Annotated in this window: 13 protein-coding genes; 5 read left to right on the forward strand and 8 right to left on the reverse strand. The window is 70.4% G+C overall.

All coding sequences use genetic code 11. The features are described 5' to 3' along the window. Window positions 1–99 precede the first annotated feature (99 nt). A complete protein-coding gene (gcvA, locus tag AC6JA9_RS10215) occupies window positions 100–1,002 on the forward strand; it encodes a transcriptional regulator GcvA (protein WP_223784607.1) in 903 nt (300 codons plus the stop codon). Here the strand turns inward: gcvA and AC6JA9_RS10220 are convergent. Both AC6JA9_RS10220 and AC6JA9_RS10225 read right to left on the reverse strand, forming a co-directional pair. Then, on the reverse strand, window positions 992–2,341 hold the full coding sequence (locus tag AC6JA9_RS10220; RefSeq protein WP_223784608.1) for a hypothetical protein: 1,350 nt from the start codon (window positions 2,339–2,341) through the stop codon (window positions 992–994). The two genes, gcvA and AC6JA9_RS10220, sit on opposite strands and share 11 nt — an antisense overlap. Before the next feature lie 253 nt (window positions 2,342–2,594). Then, on the reverse strand, window positions 2,595–3,056 hold the full coding sequence (locus AC6JA9_RS10225; protein WP_141323994.1) for a carboxymuconolactone decarboxylase family protein: 462 nt from the start codon (window positions 3,054–3,056) through the stop codon (window positions 2,595–2,597). Window positions 3,057–3,186: 130 nt separating this feature from the next. Between AC6JA9_RS10225 and AC6JA9_RS10230 the strand changes: the two genes are divergently transcribed. Continuing rightward, on the forward strand, window positions 3,187–4,071 hold the full coding sequence (locus AC6JA9_RS10230; protein ID WP_497959591.1) for a sigma-70 family RNA polymerase sigma factor: 885 nt from the start codon (window positions 3,187–3,189) through the stop codon (window positions 4,069–4,071). A gap of 12 nt (window positions 4,072–4,083) precedes the next feature. Here the strand turns inward: AC6JA9_RS10230 and AC6JA9_RS10235 are convergent, their stop codons facing one another. The 3 genes from AC6JA9_RS10235 to AC6JA9_RS10245 form a co-directional block, all read right to left on the reverse strand. Further along, on the reverse strand, window positions 4,084–5,370 hold the full coding sequence (locus AC6JA9_RS10235) for a YncE family protein (protein WP_497959592.1): 1,287 nt from the start codon (window positions 5,368–5,370) through the stop codon (window positions 4,084–4,086). A 252-nt stretch (window positions 5,371–5,622) separates the two neighbouring features. After that, the gene (locus AC6JA9_RS10240) at window positions 5,623–6,369 is read right to left on the reverse strand and encodes a DUF2652 domain-containing protein (protein ID WP_497959593.1); all 747 of its coding nucleotides are present in this window, start codon (window positions 6,367–6,369) and stop codon (window positions 5,623–5,625) included. Between the two features lie 52 nt (window positions 6,370–6,421). Further along, window positions 6,422–8,455: a radical SAM protein gene (locus AC6JA9_RS10245; protein WP_497959594.1), complete on the reverse strand. Its 2,034-nt coding sequence runs from the start codon at window positions 8,453–8,455 to the stop codon at window positions 6,422–6,424. 188 nt (window positions 8,456–8,643) lie between these two features. Between AC6JA9_RS10245 and AC6JA9_RS10250 the strand changes: the two genes are divergently transcribed. Together AC6JA9_RS10250 and AC6JA9_RS10255 are read left to right on the forward strand one after the other, a co-directional pair. Then, window positions 8,644–9,714 carry a hypothetical protein gene (locus AC6JA9_RS10250; RefSeq protein ID WP_267697441.1) on the forward strand — a complete coding sequence of 357 codons (1,071 nt, stop codon included), beginning with the start codon at window positions 8,644–8,646 and terminating at the stop codon, window positions 9,712–9,714. A 196-nt stretch (window positions 9,715–9,910) separates the two neighbouring features. Then, window positions 9,911–11,329, forward strand: coding sequence for an alpha/beta hydrolase (locus AC6JA9_RS10255; protein WP_267697440.1), 1,419 nt, complete (start codon window positions 9,911–9,913; stop codon window positions 11,327–11,329). A gap of 66 nt (window positions 11,330–11,395) precedes the next feature. Here AC6JA9_RS10255 and AC6JA9_RS10260 read toward each other — a convergent pair whose 3' ends face one another. From AC6JA9_RS10260 to AC6JA9_RS10270, 3 genes are read right to left on the reverse strand one after another with little or no spacing between them, the layout of a single operon-like run. After that, window positions 11,396–12,139, reverse strand: coding sequence for a LytR/AlgR family response regulator transcription factor (locus AC6JA9_RS10260; RefSeq protein ID WP_483577277.1), 744 nt, complete (start codon window positions 12,137–12,139; stop codon window positions 11,396–11,398). Then, window positions 12,105–13,289, reverse strand: a complete 1,185-nt coding sequence (locus tag AC6JA9_RS10265; RefSeq protein WP_223784615.1) for a sensor histidine kinase — start codon at window positions 13,287–13,289, stop codon at window positions 12,105–12,107. The genes AC6JA9_RS10260 and AC6JA9_RS10265 overlap by 35 nt, the downstream gene beginning before the upstream one ends. Continuing rightward, entirely contained in the window at window positions 13,286–14,410 is a 1,125-nt protein-coding gene (locus tag AC6JA9_RS10270) for a pyridoxal phosphate-dependent aminotransferase (RefSeq protein ID WP_223784616.1), read from the reverse strand. The genes AC6JA9_RS10265 and AC6JA9_RS10270 overlap by 4 nt, the downstream gene beginning before the upstream one ends. Before the next feature lie 222 nt (window positions 14,411–14,632). Between AC6JA9_RS10270 and AC6JA9_RS10275 the strand changes: the two genes are divergently transcribed. Continuing rightward, the gene (locus tag AC6JA9_RS10275; protein ID WP_497959595.1) at window positions 14,633–15,517 is read left to right on the forward strand and encodes an FAM151A/B family protein; all 885 of its coding nucleotides are present in this window, start codon (window positions 14,633–14,635) and stop codon (window positions 15,515–15,517) included. The last annotated feature ends 5 nt before the right edge of the window (window positions 15,518–15,522 follow it).

The following is a 15,522-nucleotide window of genomic DNA, read 5'->3' on the forward strand; positions in this document are numbered from 1 at the left end:
CGCGTCCATCGCGTCGGGCACACGCTGGGACAAACTCCATTTCGAGCCCGCTCCCCAGCGAGCTATCCTCGGGCCCTCGATAAAGGGAGCTCATCGAGCATGCGACGCATTCCACCGCTCGGAGCCCTGCGTGCCTTCGAGGCGGGAGCACGGCACCTGAGCTTCACCCGCGCCGCCACCGAGCTGCGCGTCACGCAGGCCGCCATCAGCCATCAGGTGCGTCAGCTGGAGGACTGGCTCGGCGTGTCGCTGTTCGAGCGCCGGGGTCACGCGCTGACGCTGACGCAGAAGGGACAGGCCTACCTGCGCGAGCTCACCCCCGCCTTCGAGCATCTGGCCGAGGCGACCACGCGCCTGTACGAGGCCCAGCCGGGGCCGCTGCGGCTCACCGTGCTGCCCTCGCTCGCCGCGTGTTGGCTGGTGCCCCGGCTCGCGTCCCTGCGTGAGCGACACGAGGCGCTGGAGCTCCAGATTTCGAGCGCCGGCGAGCTGTGGGACTTCCTGGACGACCGCTTCGATGTCGGCCTGCGCTCCGGGCTGGGGAAGTGGACGGGGCTCAAGGCCGAGCTGCTGGCGCCGGAGGGGCTCACGCCCGTGTGTACGCCCGCGCTCGCGAGGCGCCTGCGCTCGCCCTCGGACCTGCGCAAGCTCCGGCTCCTCCACGACACGCCGAAGGACGGCTGGCGGCGCTGGTTGGACGCGGCCGGGGTGGAGGGCGTGGACACCACGAAGGGCTTCGCGTTCAACGACGCGGGGCTGGTGCTCCAGGCCGCGCGTCAGGGGGAGGGCGTGGCGCTGGGCCGGCTGATGCTCGCCGCCGAGGACCTGCGGACCGGACGGCTCGTCCGGCCCTTCGAGACGGTGCTCCCCAACGACTACGGCTACTGGCTCGTCCACCCGCGGCCGCTGTCGGGCCGCTCCGACGTGGCGACGCTGCGCGCCTGGTTGCGCTCCGAGGCGCGCGCCACCGCGCGTTTTGTGGGGCTCGCCGTTACGGGGTAGCCCTGGCCGCGCACGAGAAGTCGGCCGGCGTGCTCCACAGCTGCTGGTCGCCCGTGTCGTCCTTGGCGAAGAAGAAGACGTGCTCGCCCAGGCGGCGGAAGCCCGCGGGCGAGGAGCCCCATGGGCCCGGGGTGATGTCCGCGAGCTGCCCCGTGGTGGCCGACGTGCCCCGCGTGAACCAGGGCTCGGTGGCCCCGTACTCGGACCCGCTGAAGAGCAGCGCGCCGTGGCCCGTGTCGAACAGCGGGGAGCTGGAGTCGAGGCTCAGGTCCAACGGACGATGGATGAACCGGGTGCCCGCGGCGCTGCCATCCGTCACCCACAGCGACACGTCCTGGTGGCCGGGCCCCGTGCCGCCGATGGCCATGGAGAAGTAGAGCTTCCCTCCGGAGCGCAGCGTGCGCTGCAGATAGGGCATGGCATCCGGGCGATTCGCGTAGGGGTTGTCCAGGGTGGTGATGCGCGCCTTGCCGCCGCCCTCCAGCGAGAGGCGCTCCACGTGGAGCGCGCGCATGTTCGACGACAGCGTGCCCAGGTAGACCCAGTCGCCCAGCACGCCGAGCAGCCGCGTGGACCTGCCGAAGGAGTCCAGGCGCACCGTGCCCTGGGCGGTGCCGTCGGTCTTCCACACCTCGTCGTGCGAGCCGTCGTTCATCACGAACAGACCCACGTCGCCCGTCGGGTCCACGTGGTGGACGTACGCGTCACGCGAGTCGACCTTCTTGACGGCGAGCGTCCCGGAGGGCGTGCCGTCGGTGCGCCACAGCGTGGTGCCGCCGCGCTCCGAGGACAGGAAGAAGAGCAGCGAATTGCCCACCTTCAACGAGGTGGCCTGGACGATGACGTCGTCGGGGATGAGGGCCACGCGGACGGTGCCGTCGGGCGTTCCATCCGAGCTCCACAGCTCGTGATGCACGTAGGGCGGCTGGGAGTCGAACGTCGCCCGGACGAAGACGAGCACGTCCTCGAGCGCGGTGTGATGCATCAGCGACGAGCCCTCCGCGCCGGGCGTCATGTCCTTGAGCAGCCGGCTCCCCGCCTGGGTGCCGTCGCTGACCCACAGCTCGTTGCCGGTGTCGGGGTCGTCGACCTCGAAGAAGACCTTGCGGCCCATGGCCACCAGGCTCCCCAGTCGAGGGGCGCGCCGCGGGGCGGGGGCGAAGCGGTTCACCTCCACGGTGCCCCCGGGGGTTCCATCCGTGCGCCAGAGGGTGGCGCCGCCATCCTGGAAGTTGGTGCCGAAGTAGAGCATCCCGCCCATGTCGACGAGCAGGTCCGTCCCGCGCTGCTTGCCGGCGATGAGGACGGGGCCCGAGCCCGGTGGCGTGATGACCTTCAACCGGGAGGCCGTGCCCTGGGGACAGGCCTGGGCACGGGCTGCGCTTGCGCCCGTGTCGACGGCCTGTGTCGCTTCGGGGCTCGTGGAAACTCCGCACCCCGCCAGTCCGAGTCCCAACAAGGTGCACCAGAGTCTTGCCCGCATGTCCGTTCCTTTCCGGGTCCAAAAAAGCAACGGACGGTGGGGTGGGAGGCCCGGACTTCCAACGTGCTCCGTGGGGAGGGGGTCCCGTTCAGGACACGTCGCATGTCACCTACCAGCGGGCGTTCGGGTCCACCCGCTGGCGCGTCGCCGCGTTGAGGCGGTTCCAGAGGTTGACCAGGCCGATGGACATCACGAGCGCGCCCAGCGCCGGCTCGTCGTAGTGCCGGGCGGCCTCCTGCCAGACGTCGTCGGGCACCGCGTCCGAACGGTCGCTCAAGCGGGTGACGCATTCGGTGAGCGCCAGCGCGGCGCGCTCGGCGTCGGTGAAGTAGGGCGTGTCGCGCCAGGCGGCGACGGCGAACAGCCGCTCCTCGCTCTCACCGGCCTTCCTGGCCGTGCGCGGGTGCATGTCCACGCAGACCGAGCAGCCGTTGATTTGACTGGCGCGCAGGTGGACCAGGTCCAGCGTCTTCTGCGGCACGCCGCCCTGGCTCGTGGCCTTGGAGAGCGCCATCAGCGCGTGCATGGCCTCGGGGACGACCATCGCGGGGTTCTTCATGCGGGAGTTCATGACAGGAGTGCTCCGGGAGCCGCGAAGGGCTCCGGTGGAAGGGAGTTGCTGAACCGCTGTCTGCGTGTCACATCGACGCCGTGCTGCGTCCGGCGCCGCGATGACGGAGCCCCGCGAAAGAATGTGACCGATGGACGAAGAAATTCGGCGAGCCAGGGAGTTCGAGTCCCACCGGATGCACCTTCGGGCCGTGGCGTACCGGATGCTGGGCTCGGTGAGCGAGGCGGAGGACGCGGTGCAGGAGGCCTGGCTCCACGTGAGTCGGGCGGACACCCATGATGTGGTGAATCCCCGGGGCTGGCTGACGACGGTGGTGGCGCGGGTGTGCCTGGACTTCCTGCGCACCCGCAGCTCCCGCCGCGAGGAGTCCGCGGACCTGCAGGGCGTCTCCCGGTTGGAGCATGTGCCCGCCGCGGGCGACCCCGAGCAGGCGTCGCTGATGGCGGACTCGGTGGGCGTGGCGCTGCTGGTGGTGCTGGACGCGCTCAGTCCTCCGGAGCGCATCGCCTTCGTGCTGCACGACCTGTTCTCGCTGTCGTTCGACGACATCGGGCCCATCGTGGGGCGCACGGCGACGGCGGCCCGGCAACTGGCCAGCCGGGCGCGGCGCCGGGTGCATGGGGCCGCGCTCTCTCCAGACGCGGACCTGGGCCGGCAGCGGGAGCTGGTCGCGGCTTTCCATGCGGCGGCGCGGGGCGGGGACCTGGACGCGTTGCTCGCGATATTGGACCCGGACGTGGTGGCGCGCACGGATGCGCAGGTGTTGCCACCCGGGGCGTCGCGGGAGGTCCGGGGCGCGGCGTTCGTCGCGCGTCAGGCCACCCTCGCGTCGGCGCGTGCGCGCTTCACACAGCTCGCGCTCATCGATGGGCAGGTGGGGCTGGTCATCGCGCCGGGAGGCCGGCTGGTCTCCGTGCTGCGCTTCACCGTGGAGGCAGGGCGCGTGGTGGCCATCGAGTCCATCTTCGACCCCGAGCGGCTGAGTCAGCTCGAGGTGGCGGTGTTCCCCGCCTGAGTCCGTCGCGGCTCACCAGGCGGTGCCGCTCAGGCTGCTCTCTCGCAGGCCGCCTTGGGGGAGCACGGTGAGGAAGCGGCGCGCCACCGGGTGCCACGCGGTGGGCTTGAGGGTGGCGTCCTCGTGCAGCTTCTCACCGGTCTCGATGTCCCAGACGGCCGTGCCGGTGTCCGCCGCGCTGGCGAGCAGCAGGTTGCCGTCGCACTCGAAGGCGCCTCGGGGACCTGGGAACCAGCGCAGGAGCTTGCCGGTGGAGACGTCGTGGAAGAGCGCGGCGTCGATGAGCTTGTCGACGTCTCCACCGAAGCCCCACGTCGCGAGGATGCGGGGGCCGACGAAGCAGCGCGGGCCGTCCCAGTAATAGGGGACCTCGCGGAGCCGTCGCTGCGAGGGGCCGTCCTCGGACTCCCAGACGTTCTCCCGCACCCAGCGCCGCAGCGAGAGGCTGGTGAGGATGCCCACCGGGTGCCAGACCCAGCCGTCGTCCACGAGCCACTCGTCGTTGGGGGACACGGTGAGGCCGCAGTGGAAGTAGTCGAGCTCGTGCGCGCGGATGGGTTGATTGGGCTCGCCTCGGGACGGCGGCTCGCGGGCGCTCAGCAGCGCGCCGCTGGCGGGGTCCGACAGGTCCAGCCGGTTCCACCCGGTGGCGTGTACGAGCAGCGTGCGGTCGCCATCGCGGAAGAAGGCGACGGAGTAGTCGCAGTGCTTCGTGTGGTACGAGCCCCGGTCGAGCCGCATCGTCACCGCGCCGGTGGTGAGGTCGACGACGACGCCGTGGCTGCCGCGCAGGTTGACCACGGCGGCGAAGCGGGCGCAGGCGGAGACGTGCAGCGCGAGGGGCGCGGCGAGGTCGAGCGCGGTGTCGCTCACCGAGCCCAGACGGGCGGGGGGGGCCTCGTCGAGATCCAGGCGGAGCAGGGCGCCCTCCGGGTCCACCGCGAGCCAGCTCGACGCGCCGAGGGCGGCGACGGCGAGCGGCGTGCGTCCGGTGAGCGCGGAGAGGCTGTGCTCGCGATGCTCGAAGCGCAGGTCCGTGGCGCGGGAGCGGGACTCGGGGCGGCCGATGACGCCGATGAGGTCGAAGCCACGGGCGACGGTGGCCTGCTGACAGTCGGTGCAGACGGCGCGGTGGGCCTGTCCGGGGTGGCTGACGCGGCCGCAGTCCTCACAGAGCAGGTCCATCCAGGCGCCCCTGCCGGTGAAGCGGACGTAGTAACCCGCGTCTTCGTTCTCGAGCAGGTGGACGCAGCACAGACCCGCGACGGGCGCGGCATGGCCACAGGCGAGTGTCTCCACGGCGGACCTCGAGGTGAAGGTGAGGTCGGCAAGGTACCCGAGCCGCATTGTCGTCGCATCCGACGCGGGTCGCGGAGGCGCGCCATGGCGTGCGCGGTGGCCGTGCGTTGGCGTCCGGGTCCGCTTGTGTCGAGAAACTCCGCCCGCGCTTCACCTGGGCGCTCGAGTGCGTGCGCCGGTGAGCGGGTGGCCTACCTGAGCGCCGACGCATCGAGCCTTGGGCCAGCCTGGAAGATTCCGCCGCGCGTCCGGTCAGGTGCGGTGGTCCGCCTTGGACGCTTCACTCGCGTCGACGACCTCCACGTTGCGGAAGTCCTCACAGGGCTTGGCGAAGCCGAGCACGTACTTCAGCGTGCGCAGCTCCAGCAGCAGCTTGTTCCAAAGCCTGCGCGGCAGGCTCGGCTTCACGGAGACGGGCAGCGTCAGCGCGCTGTCGTTGAGGTCCAGGTAGTGGCAGGTCGTGCGCCCCAGGCCCTCGAACTCGTGCTCCAGCCCTTGGGCCTTGCCTCGCAGCTCCGGCTCCAGCCGCTGGTGCACCGCGTCGGTCATCAGGACGTACTCGGACACCGGCACGTCGTTCTTCAGCATCCGATGCACGAGGATGACGTCGACGCCCGCCAGCTCCGTGAGGTGCTTCACGCGCTGGAACGCGACTTCTCCGGAGTGGGCCACGAACTTGAGCGTCAGCGAGCCCACCTGCGTGCACCCGTCGCACTTGCACATCCGGTCCACGTCCAACAGCGTCCGCCGCGCGAGGAACGCACGCCGGATGTCGGCGATGCGCTGGGCGAGCGAGCCGTGGTCCTCTCCCACCGCGTAGAAGAACGCCGCGTCGCCTTCCAGCTTGGCGAGCTTGAGCTTCCCCGACGCGTCGATGACCGCCTCGAGCAGCTGCGCCACCGAGTCCTGCGCGTGCGCAAGACTGAAGCGGTGGTGCTTCATGAAGCGGGTGTAGCCGCCGATGTCCGCGATGAGCAGCAGCGCCTTCTCTGTCGCCATTCGGCCATCAGCGTAGCCCAGCGCCCCGGAGAGGCAAGCCGCCCACCCGGGCTCAGCGCTCCGCCTCCACCTCCTCACGAAGGCGGTGCAGGGCCTCCGCGAGCGGATTGTCGGGATGGAGCCTCACCTGGATGGGCATCCCGAGCAGCACCTCCAGCTCCGTGAACCCCTTCAACACCGGCCCCGGCGCCTGGGTGTCGACCTGAATCATCAGGGACTTCTCCCAGGACACGGTCTCCAGCCGGTCATCCGCGGACAGGTACGGCCGAAGGCGTGGCACCATGTCAGCGGCCCCAGGGCTCTTCTTCGCGAAGTACCCGGTGACGATGACGCGCTGGCCCGTGAGCATGAGCGCCCGTCCTCCCTGTCGATGGGCCAGGTACCCCAGCCGAGGACCGAAGTGCCCCTCCTCGAGCAGCACGTGCGCGCCGGCCACGGTGACGGCGCCCTCCAGGTCCCGGGCGTAGCGAGCCGCGGCCTCCGCCGAATCGAACAGGACCCAGAGCCTCGTCCGAGTGGCCCTCGGATGTCTCGACGCGAGCACCTGCTTCAGGTTGGCCTCCCGAGCCACCTCCACCAGCTCCGCGGCGAGCACCGCCTCATGCTCCCCGGCAATCGCGGAGAGTCGGGTCACGACCGTGTCGAGCGCGTCCTCCTCGCCTGACTCGCCCCAGAAAGCCACCAGTCCGTGGAGCTGGTTCGCGTGGCGGATGAAGGTGCCGAGCTTCGACGCGTCCAACGCGCGCGCGAGCGCGGGGAGCGACGCCGCGTCCTTCACCCCGAACACCGTGGCCAGCATGACCTGCGCGTGGACATGGATGCCTGTGTGGACCAGGCGGCCCTTTCGCTTCCACACCAGCGTCCGCAGCGCGCGGAAGTCGTCTCCCAGCGTCATGTCGGTGTGCATCAGCACCGCGCGCCCCACCGCGAGCATCACCTGGGGCGCATACTCATCCGCCGCGATGGGGATGCCCTCGGCCGCCAGCAGCGTCTTCCACCGCTCGGGGTAGTCGCTCCCCGACTTCCAATCGGGAACGAGCATCTCCAGATACGCGGTCGCCTCCTCGGACGTGTCGAAGCGGCCCACGAGCACGCAGTCGCCGCTGTTGTTGCCGGAGAACCCGCGCCACACCCGGACACCGTCCTCGAGCGCATCCGCGCGCGGCGAGCTCACGCGCGCGCAGCCCGGCAGGGGCGACGGCGTGGACAGCGTCGCCTGATTCCCCTCCCACGCCTGGAGCACGTCCTCCGCCGAGCCGATGGGCAGGCCCGCGCCATGGAACGAGCAGGACTTCAGCTTCCGGTCCGACGTCAGCGTGACGAAGTCGCGCCCCGCGCCGCAGTCACCGCCGAAGAGCCGGGGCACCTCCAGCAGCATGTCCCCGAAGCAGACCGACAGCCGCGTGCGCACCGGGCTCGCCGCCACGATGTCCGTGAGCCGCGCCTCGTCGTCCGCGCCGAGCCGCAGCGCCGCATCCCGCCCCACGTAGCGCAGGAGCGCGACATCGCGGCACCCCAGCGCCTCCAGCCTCCGCAGCCGCTCCGGGAGGCCCGACACCTGCTCCGGCGTGGCGAGCAGGTTCACCCCGAAGGTCTGCCCCGCGCGGGCCAGCCGCGCCACGCTGGCCTCCCAGTCGTTGTCCTCGTACAGGGACACCCGCACCTCACCCAGGTGGGGTTGCAGTCGCGCGAGCCGCTCCTCCGAGAGCAGCACCCCGTTCGTGGTGAAGTGGATGGCCAGCGGCGTGTGCGTCGCCAGCCGCTCGACGAGCGCATCGAAGCCCCGGAACGCGAGCGGCTCCCCGCCACCGAAGGCCACCTCCAGCGTCCCCGCGCGCGCCAGCCCCGAGAGCACCTCGAACGCCGAGTCCACCGTCCAGTCGCTGCGCGCCTCGCGCTCCCGCGAACAGAAACCACACGCCAGGTTGCACGCGTTGGTGATGCCGAAGAGCACCAGCCGGGGCGCGCGGCGTCGCAGGTGCCGTGTCCTGGGGGCATCGAGCCGGAGGTTCGTCCCCGTCTTCCGATGGAACCAGAGGAGGGCACCGTCGAGAGCATGGGGGCGCCAGTCGGGCTGCGGCTGCATGGGGACCTCGTGGGGAGAGCGGCCCCCATACGTCCACCTTCGCACAGCCCTGACTCGATGGCGCGCCCGGTCGAACGCTCGCTCAGCTCCTGGTAGTCCGTGCTCTCACACCACAAGAAACCTTTGCGGGGACCGGGCCGATAACCGGACAGACGCCCCGCTCATCCCCACCCCCCGAGGTTCCAGTCATGGGCATCCGGCTCCCCAGCTTCAACGACGTGAAGAAGACGGTGACCCGCACGGTGGACGACGTGAAGGACACCGTCGTCGACAAGGCCCAGGGCGTGAAGGACACCGTCGTCGACAAGGCCCAGGACGCGAAGAAGGCCGTCGTCGACACCTCGCGCGACGTCTTCGAGGACGTGAAGCGCAACCCCGTCGCGGACGCCTTCAAGAAGGCCATCACCGACCCCAAGGACCTGGCGCGGGACGTGTTCCAGACGGGCCTGCGGACCGCCTACCACGGCGCCAACGCGCTGCTCCCGGACGGCGCGACGAACGTGCTGCTCAAGGGCACGGAGCTGGGCGTGGACGCGCTCGCCAAGACGTCCGAGGTCGTGCTGGGCAAGGACGCCTCGCTCACCGACAGCCTCAAGAAGCTGGGCGAGGTCGACCTGGAGGCCATCAACCGCACCACGGACCCGGTGACGGGCCAGAAGCTCGAGGCCGACTGGACGAAGCTGTGGGGCACGTGGCTGCTGGAGGAGAAGCCGGCGGACCTGGGCACGTGGGACAAGACGACGGACGGCGAGGGCCGCACCGTCGACCGCGTCACCATCACCGATGACAAGTACACCCAGGACCTCGCGGGCCGTCCGCACCAGCAGCAGCTGACCGAGGAGTTCTTCAAGATGTACCCCAACCCCCAGCCGGGCGACGTCTTCCCGCCGACCAGCGGGGACCCGAAGGCCATCGCCGAGGCGAACGACAAGGCCCTGTATCGCTTCACCGGCCCCGGCACCTCGGAGGAGAACAAGGACGCGCCGTACACCGCGCTCGAGTGGTTCATGGGCTCGTACAGGACGCAGATCGAGTGCACCGGCATCGACCCGAAGACGGGCAAGCCGAACCTCGAATACAAGGTGACGAACAACTCCCACCTGGAGTCGGGCACGCGCGTGCCCCAGTCCTTCCAGGACAAGGGCCTGCCGGACGCGCTCGTGGGCGACGTCGAGCGCGAGCGGGGCCTGGGCGTCGGCGGCAGCTTCATCCAGGACTTCGTCTGGACGAGCAACGGCGTGGACAATCCCAACAAGTAGCGCACGTCCTCCCGCTGTATCCATGAAGGCCCGGTGGCCCGCGTCGATGCGGTCCCGGGCCTTCTGTCTTTGCGTGACAGAGCCCACGTCCTGGAGTGTTTGTCTTTGTGCGTCAGCTGATTTTCGCGCACATCGGGAAACTAATTCCTACCCGTCGCGATGATAAAGGCATCCCCCAGCCATTCGAGGCGATGTCATGGCCCCCATCTCATCTGTCGACCGTGGAGCAGCCGAGGCAGCCCGCAGGCGCGCGGAGGCGGCGCGAATCGCCGCCCAGGCCCAGGCAGCCGCCGCCAAGGTGAAGGAGGAGGCCGCTCGGAAGCCCCAGCCCCAGCAGACGCTCACCGCGTTCGAGGGGCCTCGGAAGGTGGGCGCGGAGCGGCTGACAGGGGAGAAGGCCTCGCCCGTGGCCAAGGGCCCGCTCGACGCCGCGCCCGCGGACCCGAAGGCTCGCGCGGGCTGGTGGAAGCAGCTGTCCCCCACGGAGCAGATGCAGGCGGTCAGCTCGGACCCGAAGAAGGTCGGCTCCCTGGATGGCCTGCCCGCCTCCGTGCGTGACACCGCGAACCGCCAGCAGCTCAAGAACGAGCTGACCCAGCTCACCGCCGAGGCCGACAAGGCCAAGAAGGACTACCTGGACAACCGCTCGCTGGGAGACAAGCTGCGCGACGCGCTCCGTCCGGGCAGCGCCGCGGACGAGCCCGCGGAGAAGTTCCTCCCGAAGGAGAAGCAGCACCAGCTGGAGAACGCGCGGGCGGTGCAGAAGCAGCTGGAGCGGACGGAGAAGGAGGTCGGCTCCGCGCAGCTGCTCGTCTACGACTCCGCCTTCGTCAAGGGCGAGGGGCGCGCGGCCATCGTCGCTGGCAACCTGGACACGGCGAAGCACGTGTCGGTGAGCGTGCCCGGACTCAACTCGGACGTGCGCGACTACATGGACAACATCACCAGCGACGCGCTGAACCTGCACAAGGCCGCGGGCAAGGAGCACGGCGAGGTCGCGACGGTGGCGTGGATGGGCTACGACGCGCCGGGCTTCCAGAACGTGGCGTCCGACAACGCCGCGGAGAATGGCGCGAAGCTGCTCGCCGCGGACGTGGCCGGCATCCGCGCCAGCCGCGAGGGCAACCAGCCCCACCTGACGGTGATTGGCCACAGCTACGGCAGCACCACGGCCTCCATCGCCGCGGACAAGAACGGCCTGCGGGCGGATGACCTGGTGCTCATCGGCAGCCCGGGCGCCGGCAGCGCGAAGTCGGTGAAGGACTACGACGGGCCGCTCGCCAACGGGCACGTCTGGTCCGGCTCGGCCAGCCGGGACTTCGTCTCCTGGCTCAACGGCAGCAACCTGCCGGGAGACCCGCTGGGCCAGGACCCGACCGAGGACCTGTTCGGCGCCAAGCGCTTCACCGCCGAGGCGACGGACCGCGGGGACAAGAGCAACTTCGAGGACCACTCCAAGTACTACCGCGCGGGCTCCGAGTCCCTGGGCAACCTGGCCGACATCGTCACCGGCAACTACGGCGGCGTGGACTCGGCGAAGCACCGCTACGGCGAGCACGACTGGTTCAAGGGCAACCGCGTCATCGACCCGGAGACGCAGCGCCCCGTGTCGTGATGCGGCCTGTGTGACTCAACGCAGGTCCAGCGTGTCATCGAGTTCCTGCCGTACGCGCCAGGGGCGTCAGCCGAAGCGCTCCTTGAGCACGGCCGCGTAGCTGCGGCTGAGCGGCAGCGGTGACTCGACGCCGCGCAGGTACACGTCGCCACCGCCACCGAGCCCCCGGTCCACGCGCTCGACGAGCGTCAGGTTGACCAGGGCGGAGCGGTGGATGCGCGCGAACGTCCGCTCCGGCAGCCGGGTCTCCCACTCCTTCAGGGGCCGGGGCGAGAGCGTGCACGTCCCATCCGCCGTCACCAGCTCCACGTAGTCGCCCGCGCCGCGCAGGCAGACCAGCTGGTCCACCCGCACGAAGCGCGACTTCGCGCCGTTCTCCAGGAACAGCATGTCCGTCTCGGTCAGCTTGTGTCGCGAGGGTCCCTGCGCGGGGGCGGGCTTGTCCTTCTCCGTGTCCTCCAGGCGCGCCAGCGTCCGGGCCAGCCGCTCCGGGTGCACGGGCTTGAGCAGGTAGTCGAGCGCGTTGACCTCGAACGCCCGGAGCGCGTGCGCGTCGAAGGCCGTCACGAAGATGACCTCCAGGCGAGGTTCCGGCAGCCGGGCGAGCAGGTCGAACCCGCTCTCTCCCGGCATCTGCACGTCCAGGAACAGGAGCTCCGGCTTCAGCTCGTCGATTCGCGCGAGCGCGCTGGCCACGCTGTCCGCCTCGCCCACCACCTTCACGTGGGGGAAGGGCGTCAGCATCTCGCGCAGCTCGGCGCGCGCCAGCCGTTCGTCATCCACCAGCAACGCGCGCAGCGGGTGCGTCATGTGACTCCTCGGCGAGAATCGGGGTCCACTCCTGGGCGGGCAGCTCCACGCGGACGCGCACCCAGCCCTCCTCCTCGGAGGTCTCCAGCCGCGCGCGCTCCGCGTAGAGCTGGGCCAGCCGCTCGCGCACGTTGCGAAGGCCCGTGCCCGTGCCCTCGGGGCCCATCTCCCGAGCCGGCGGCGCCCACACGCCGGTGTTCTCCACCAGGATGCGCAGCACGTCGTGCTCCCGCGTGATTCCCAGCCGCACCCGCACCGGCAGCTTCCCCGACGCCAGCCCGTGCTTCACTGCGTTGTCCACCAGCGGCTGGATGAGGAACGCCGGCACGGAGAGCCGCTCGGTGCCCGGCATCACCGACACCTGTACGTCCAGCTTCTCCTCGAAGCGCACCGACTCGATGCTCAGGTAGCTGCGCACCATGGCGAGCTCCTCCTCCAGGGGCACGTGCGGGCTGTCCCCCTTCTGGAGCGAGAAGCGCAGGAAGTCCGCCATCTCCGTCACCATGCGCCTGGCGCGCGCCGGGTCCTCGCCAATCAGCGCGCGCACCGACGTCAGCGCGTTGAACAGGAAGTGCGGACGCACCTGGTGCCGCAGTGACGCCAGCCGCGCCTCCTGCGCCAGGGTGGCCGCCTTCAGCGCCCGCTCGCGCTCGTCCTGCCACGCCTGGGCGTGCTTGATTCCGAAGTACAGCCCGCTCCAGCCCAAGAGCGTCACCGCGTAGTCGAGCGCGGCCCTGCCGAACATCATGCGGTTGGTGCGCCAGTTGTACGTGTCATACAGCCACGTGGCCCACACCTCGGCGAGGCCCATCCACACCACGCCGAATACCGCGCTGGTGGCCATGGCCCAGGCGGCCTGACGGGTGAATCCGCCGGGGAACAGCCGCTGGTAGCCCAGCCGCATCAACGATGTGAGCACCAGGCCGAACATCGCCCGGCTGCCCTTGGCCATGAGCAGTGACACGGTCCGCCCATCGGCCGCGGCCGCGGGCAGGAAGGTGACGATGAGCAGGAGCGCGTAGAGCCCCCAGCCGCCGAACTGCATCGGCCAGAAGGAGGGCCTCGACGCCGCGCGGGAGTCCATGCGCGGCAGGGTACCAGAGGCCCCCGTGAGCGACGACGGACCGACGTGTTCGCCTGGCTGCTTCATCGCCCGAGCATCGAGCGCAGCAGCGCGGCGAAGGCGGTCATCTCCTCCACCGTGCCCACCGTCAGCCGCAGGCGCGCGGCCTCCGCCGCGATGGGCACGGTGGGCTGGGTCGTCAGGTGGAAGCCGTGGGGCGCGAAGCGCACGGGCAAATCCAGCAGCTCCGGGGGCAGGGGCATCCAGACGAAGTTGGCGTGGCCCGGCACGTACTTCATCCCCACCGTGTCCAGGGCCTTGGTGGTGATGCGGCGCGCGTCGGTGATGAGCTTGCGGATGCGCGGCACGAAGGCCTTGTCCTGGAGGCTGGCGAGCGCGGCCTCGATGGAGAGGGCGTTGGGCAGCGTCATCTGCCGCTCGGAGAGCTTCTTCACGAGTGCGGGCTGGGCCAGCGCGTAGCCCACGCGCATGCCGGCGAGGCCGTGAATCTTGGAGAAGGAGCGGGTGATGATGACGTCCTTCCCCGCGCGCACCTGGTCGACCATGGAGAGGCCGGGCGCGGGCTCCAGGTATTGGAGGTAGACCTCGTCCACCAGCACGGTGGCGCGGGGGGCCACGGCCTCGCAGAAGGCGCGCAGCCGGCCCGAATCGACGATGGTGCCCGTGGGGTTGTTGGGATTGCAGACCGAGACGAGCTTCGTGCCCGCGTCCACGCGCGCCGCGAGCGCGTCCAGGTCGTGCGTCATCGTGGCGTCCAGGGGCACTCGCTGGACCTTGCCTCCGGCCCGCTCGGCGTAGGTGGCCACGATGGGGAAGGACGGGTCGGGACAGATGACGCCGCCTCCTCCGGAGGCGAACTCGTTGGCGATGAGGACCAGCGCCTCGAAGGCGCCCGCGGTGAGCAGGACGTGCTCGGGCGTCAGTCCTTCCTGCTCGGCGATGAGGCGCTTGAGCGCGTCGACGCGGTCCTGGGAGGCATAGCGGCTGGAGAGGTGGAGCGACTCGCGCATCACCCGCAGGGCGCCCTCGCAGGGGCCGTAGCGGTTCTCGTTGAAGAAGAGGCGGACGGGGTCCTGGCTCCAGTTCTTGCGAGGGGCGGGCGCGGCCATCGACAGCTCGGGGCGGACCACGAGCGCGGCGGTGGCGCCGGCGAGGAGGGCTCGGCGGGTGGGAAGGGGGTGGGGCACGAGGGTTCTCCCTGCGCGAGTGGGCGGGGTGTGGGTTCGCGCCAGGGGGAGGTTAGACGTTCCCGCGGGCTTCCGGGGGAGGGGCATCTGTGAGGCGCACCCGGCGTCGGTGAGTGGCGAGCCGCGTCGACGAGCTGCGGCATTCCTCGGGCTTACAGCCGGGATGGACGCAGCACCTTTCGCGCGTCGATTCCCGAGAATGTGCTGGGGAGGCTTCGAGCCATGTCTTTCGATTCCGTCGGCCGTATCCGTCGTCCGGTGGTGGAACTGCCCAGACGTCCGCCTCCACCTCCGCCCGCCGAGGCGAAGCCCGCCGCGAAGCCCACGGGCTACTCCCAGGCGGACACCTTCGAGGCGAAGCCCGCCGCCGAGTCCTCGGCACCCGCGGGCAATACCTGGTCCGGAGACCTGCCGTTGTCGGAGGCCCGCAACGCGCACCGCACCAACACCAAGGAGGAGTTCCAGGCCGCGCTCGACAGCGACGCCAACTGGTTCGAGGGGGATGTCCGCAAGGAGATCAACAACGACACGCCGGAGATGCGTCACGACAAGGCGCACGAGGACGGCGACAACCTCACCCTCAATGAATGGCTGACGATGGGGAAGGAGTCCGGGCGCGGGCTCAAGCTCGACATCAAGGAGAGCGACCAGGTGCCGGCCGTCCTCGATGAAATCGAGAAGGTGGGCATTCCCCAGGACCGGCTGATGCTCAACCTGGGCTTCGACGCCATGGAGAAGTGGGGGCCGGAGATTCGCGAGCGCTTCCCCAATGCCATCCTCGCCATCAACCCGCCCACCGAAGGCGAGGTGAAGGCCGCCGACGCCCGGAGGATGGTCGAGCAGGCCGAGAAGTTGGGCGGCCCCGTCACCTTCGTGGTGCGCCACGACAAGCTGTCGGACGAGGCCATCGAGACCTTCCTGCCCGCGGGCACCGTGTCCGTGTGGGGCGAGGCCGACGACCCGGTGAAGGCCGCCGAAGCGCTGCGCGAGCGGGGCGTCAACGGCGTCGTCGACATCGCCGGGCCCCACGGGAACAACTGGGGCGGCAAGGTGGACGCCGCGAAGAACTGGTTCCGCACGCAGTGGGACAAGGCCTTCGGCGGCTGAGTCGC

The organism is Myxococcus sp. MH1 (genome assembly GCF_059738865.1).

Coding starts and splice junctions, on each gene's coding strand:
- AC6JA9_RS10250 (WP_267697441.1), top strand. CDS start 8,644: ATGGGCATCCGGCTCCCCAGCTTCAACGACGTGAAGAAGACGGTGACC.
- AC6JA9_RS10230 (WP_497959591.1), top strand. CDS start 3,187: ATGGACGAAGAAATTCGGCGAGCCAGGGAGTTCGAGTCCCACCGGATG.
- AC6JA9_RS10260 (WP_483577277.1), bottom strand. CDS start 12,139: ATGACGCACCCGCTGCGCGCGTTGCTGGTGGATGACGAACGGCTGGCG.
- AC6JA9_RS10265 (WP_223784615.1), bottom strand. CDS start 13,289: ATGAAGCAGCCAGGCGAACACGTCGGTCCGTCGTCGCTCACGGGGGCC.
- AC6JA9_RS10275 (WP_497959595.1), top strand. CDS start 14,633: ATGTCTTTCGATTCCGTCGGCCGTATCCGTCGTCCGGTGGTGGAACTG.
- AC6JA9_RS10255 (WP_267697440.1), top strand. CDS start 9,911: ATGGCCCCCATCTCATCTGTCGACCGTGGAGCAGCCGAGGCAGCCCGC.
- AC6JA9_RS10240 (WP_497959593.1), bottom strand. CDS start 6,369: ATGGCGACAGAGAAGGCGCTGCTGCTCATCGCGGACATCGGCGGCTAC.
- AC6JA9_RS10245 (WP_497959594.1), bottom strand. CDS start 8,455: ATGCAGCCGCAGCCCGACTGGCGCCCCCATGCTCTCGACGGTGCCCTC.
- gcvA (WP_223784607.1), top strand. CDS start 100: ATGCGACGCATTCCACCGCTCGGAGCCCTGCGTGCCTTCGAGGCGGGA.
- AC6JA9_RS10225 (WP_141323994.1), bottom strand. CDS start 3,056: ATGAACTCCCGCATGAAGAACCCCGCGATGGTCGTCCCCGAGGCCATG.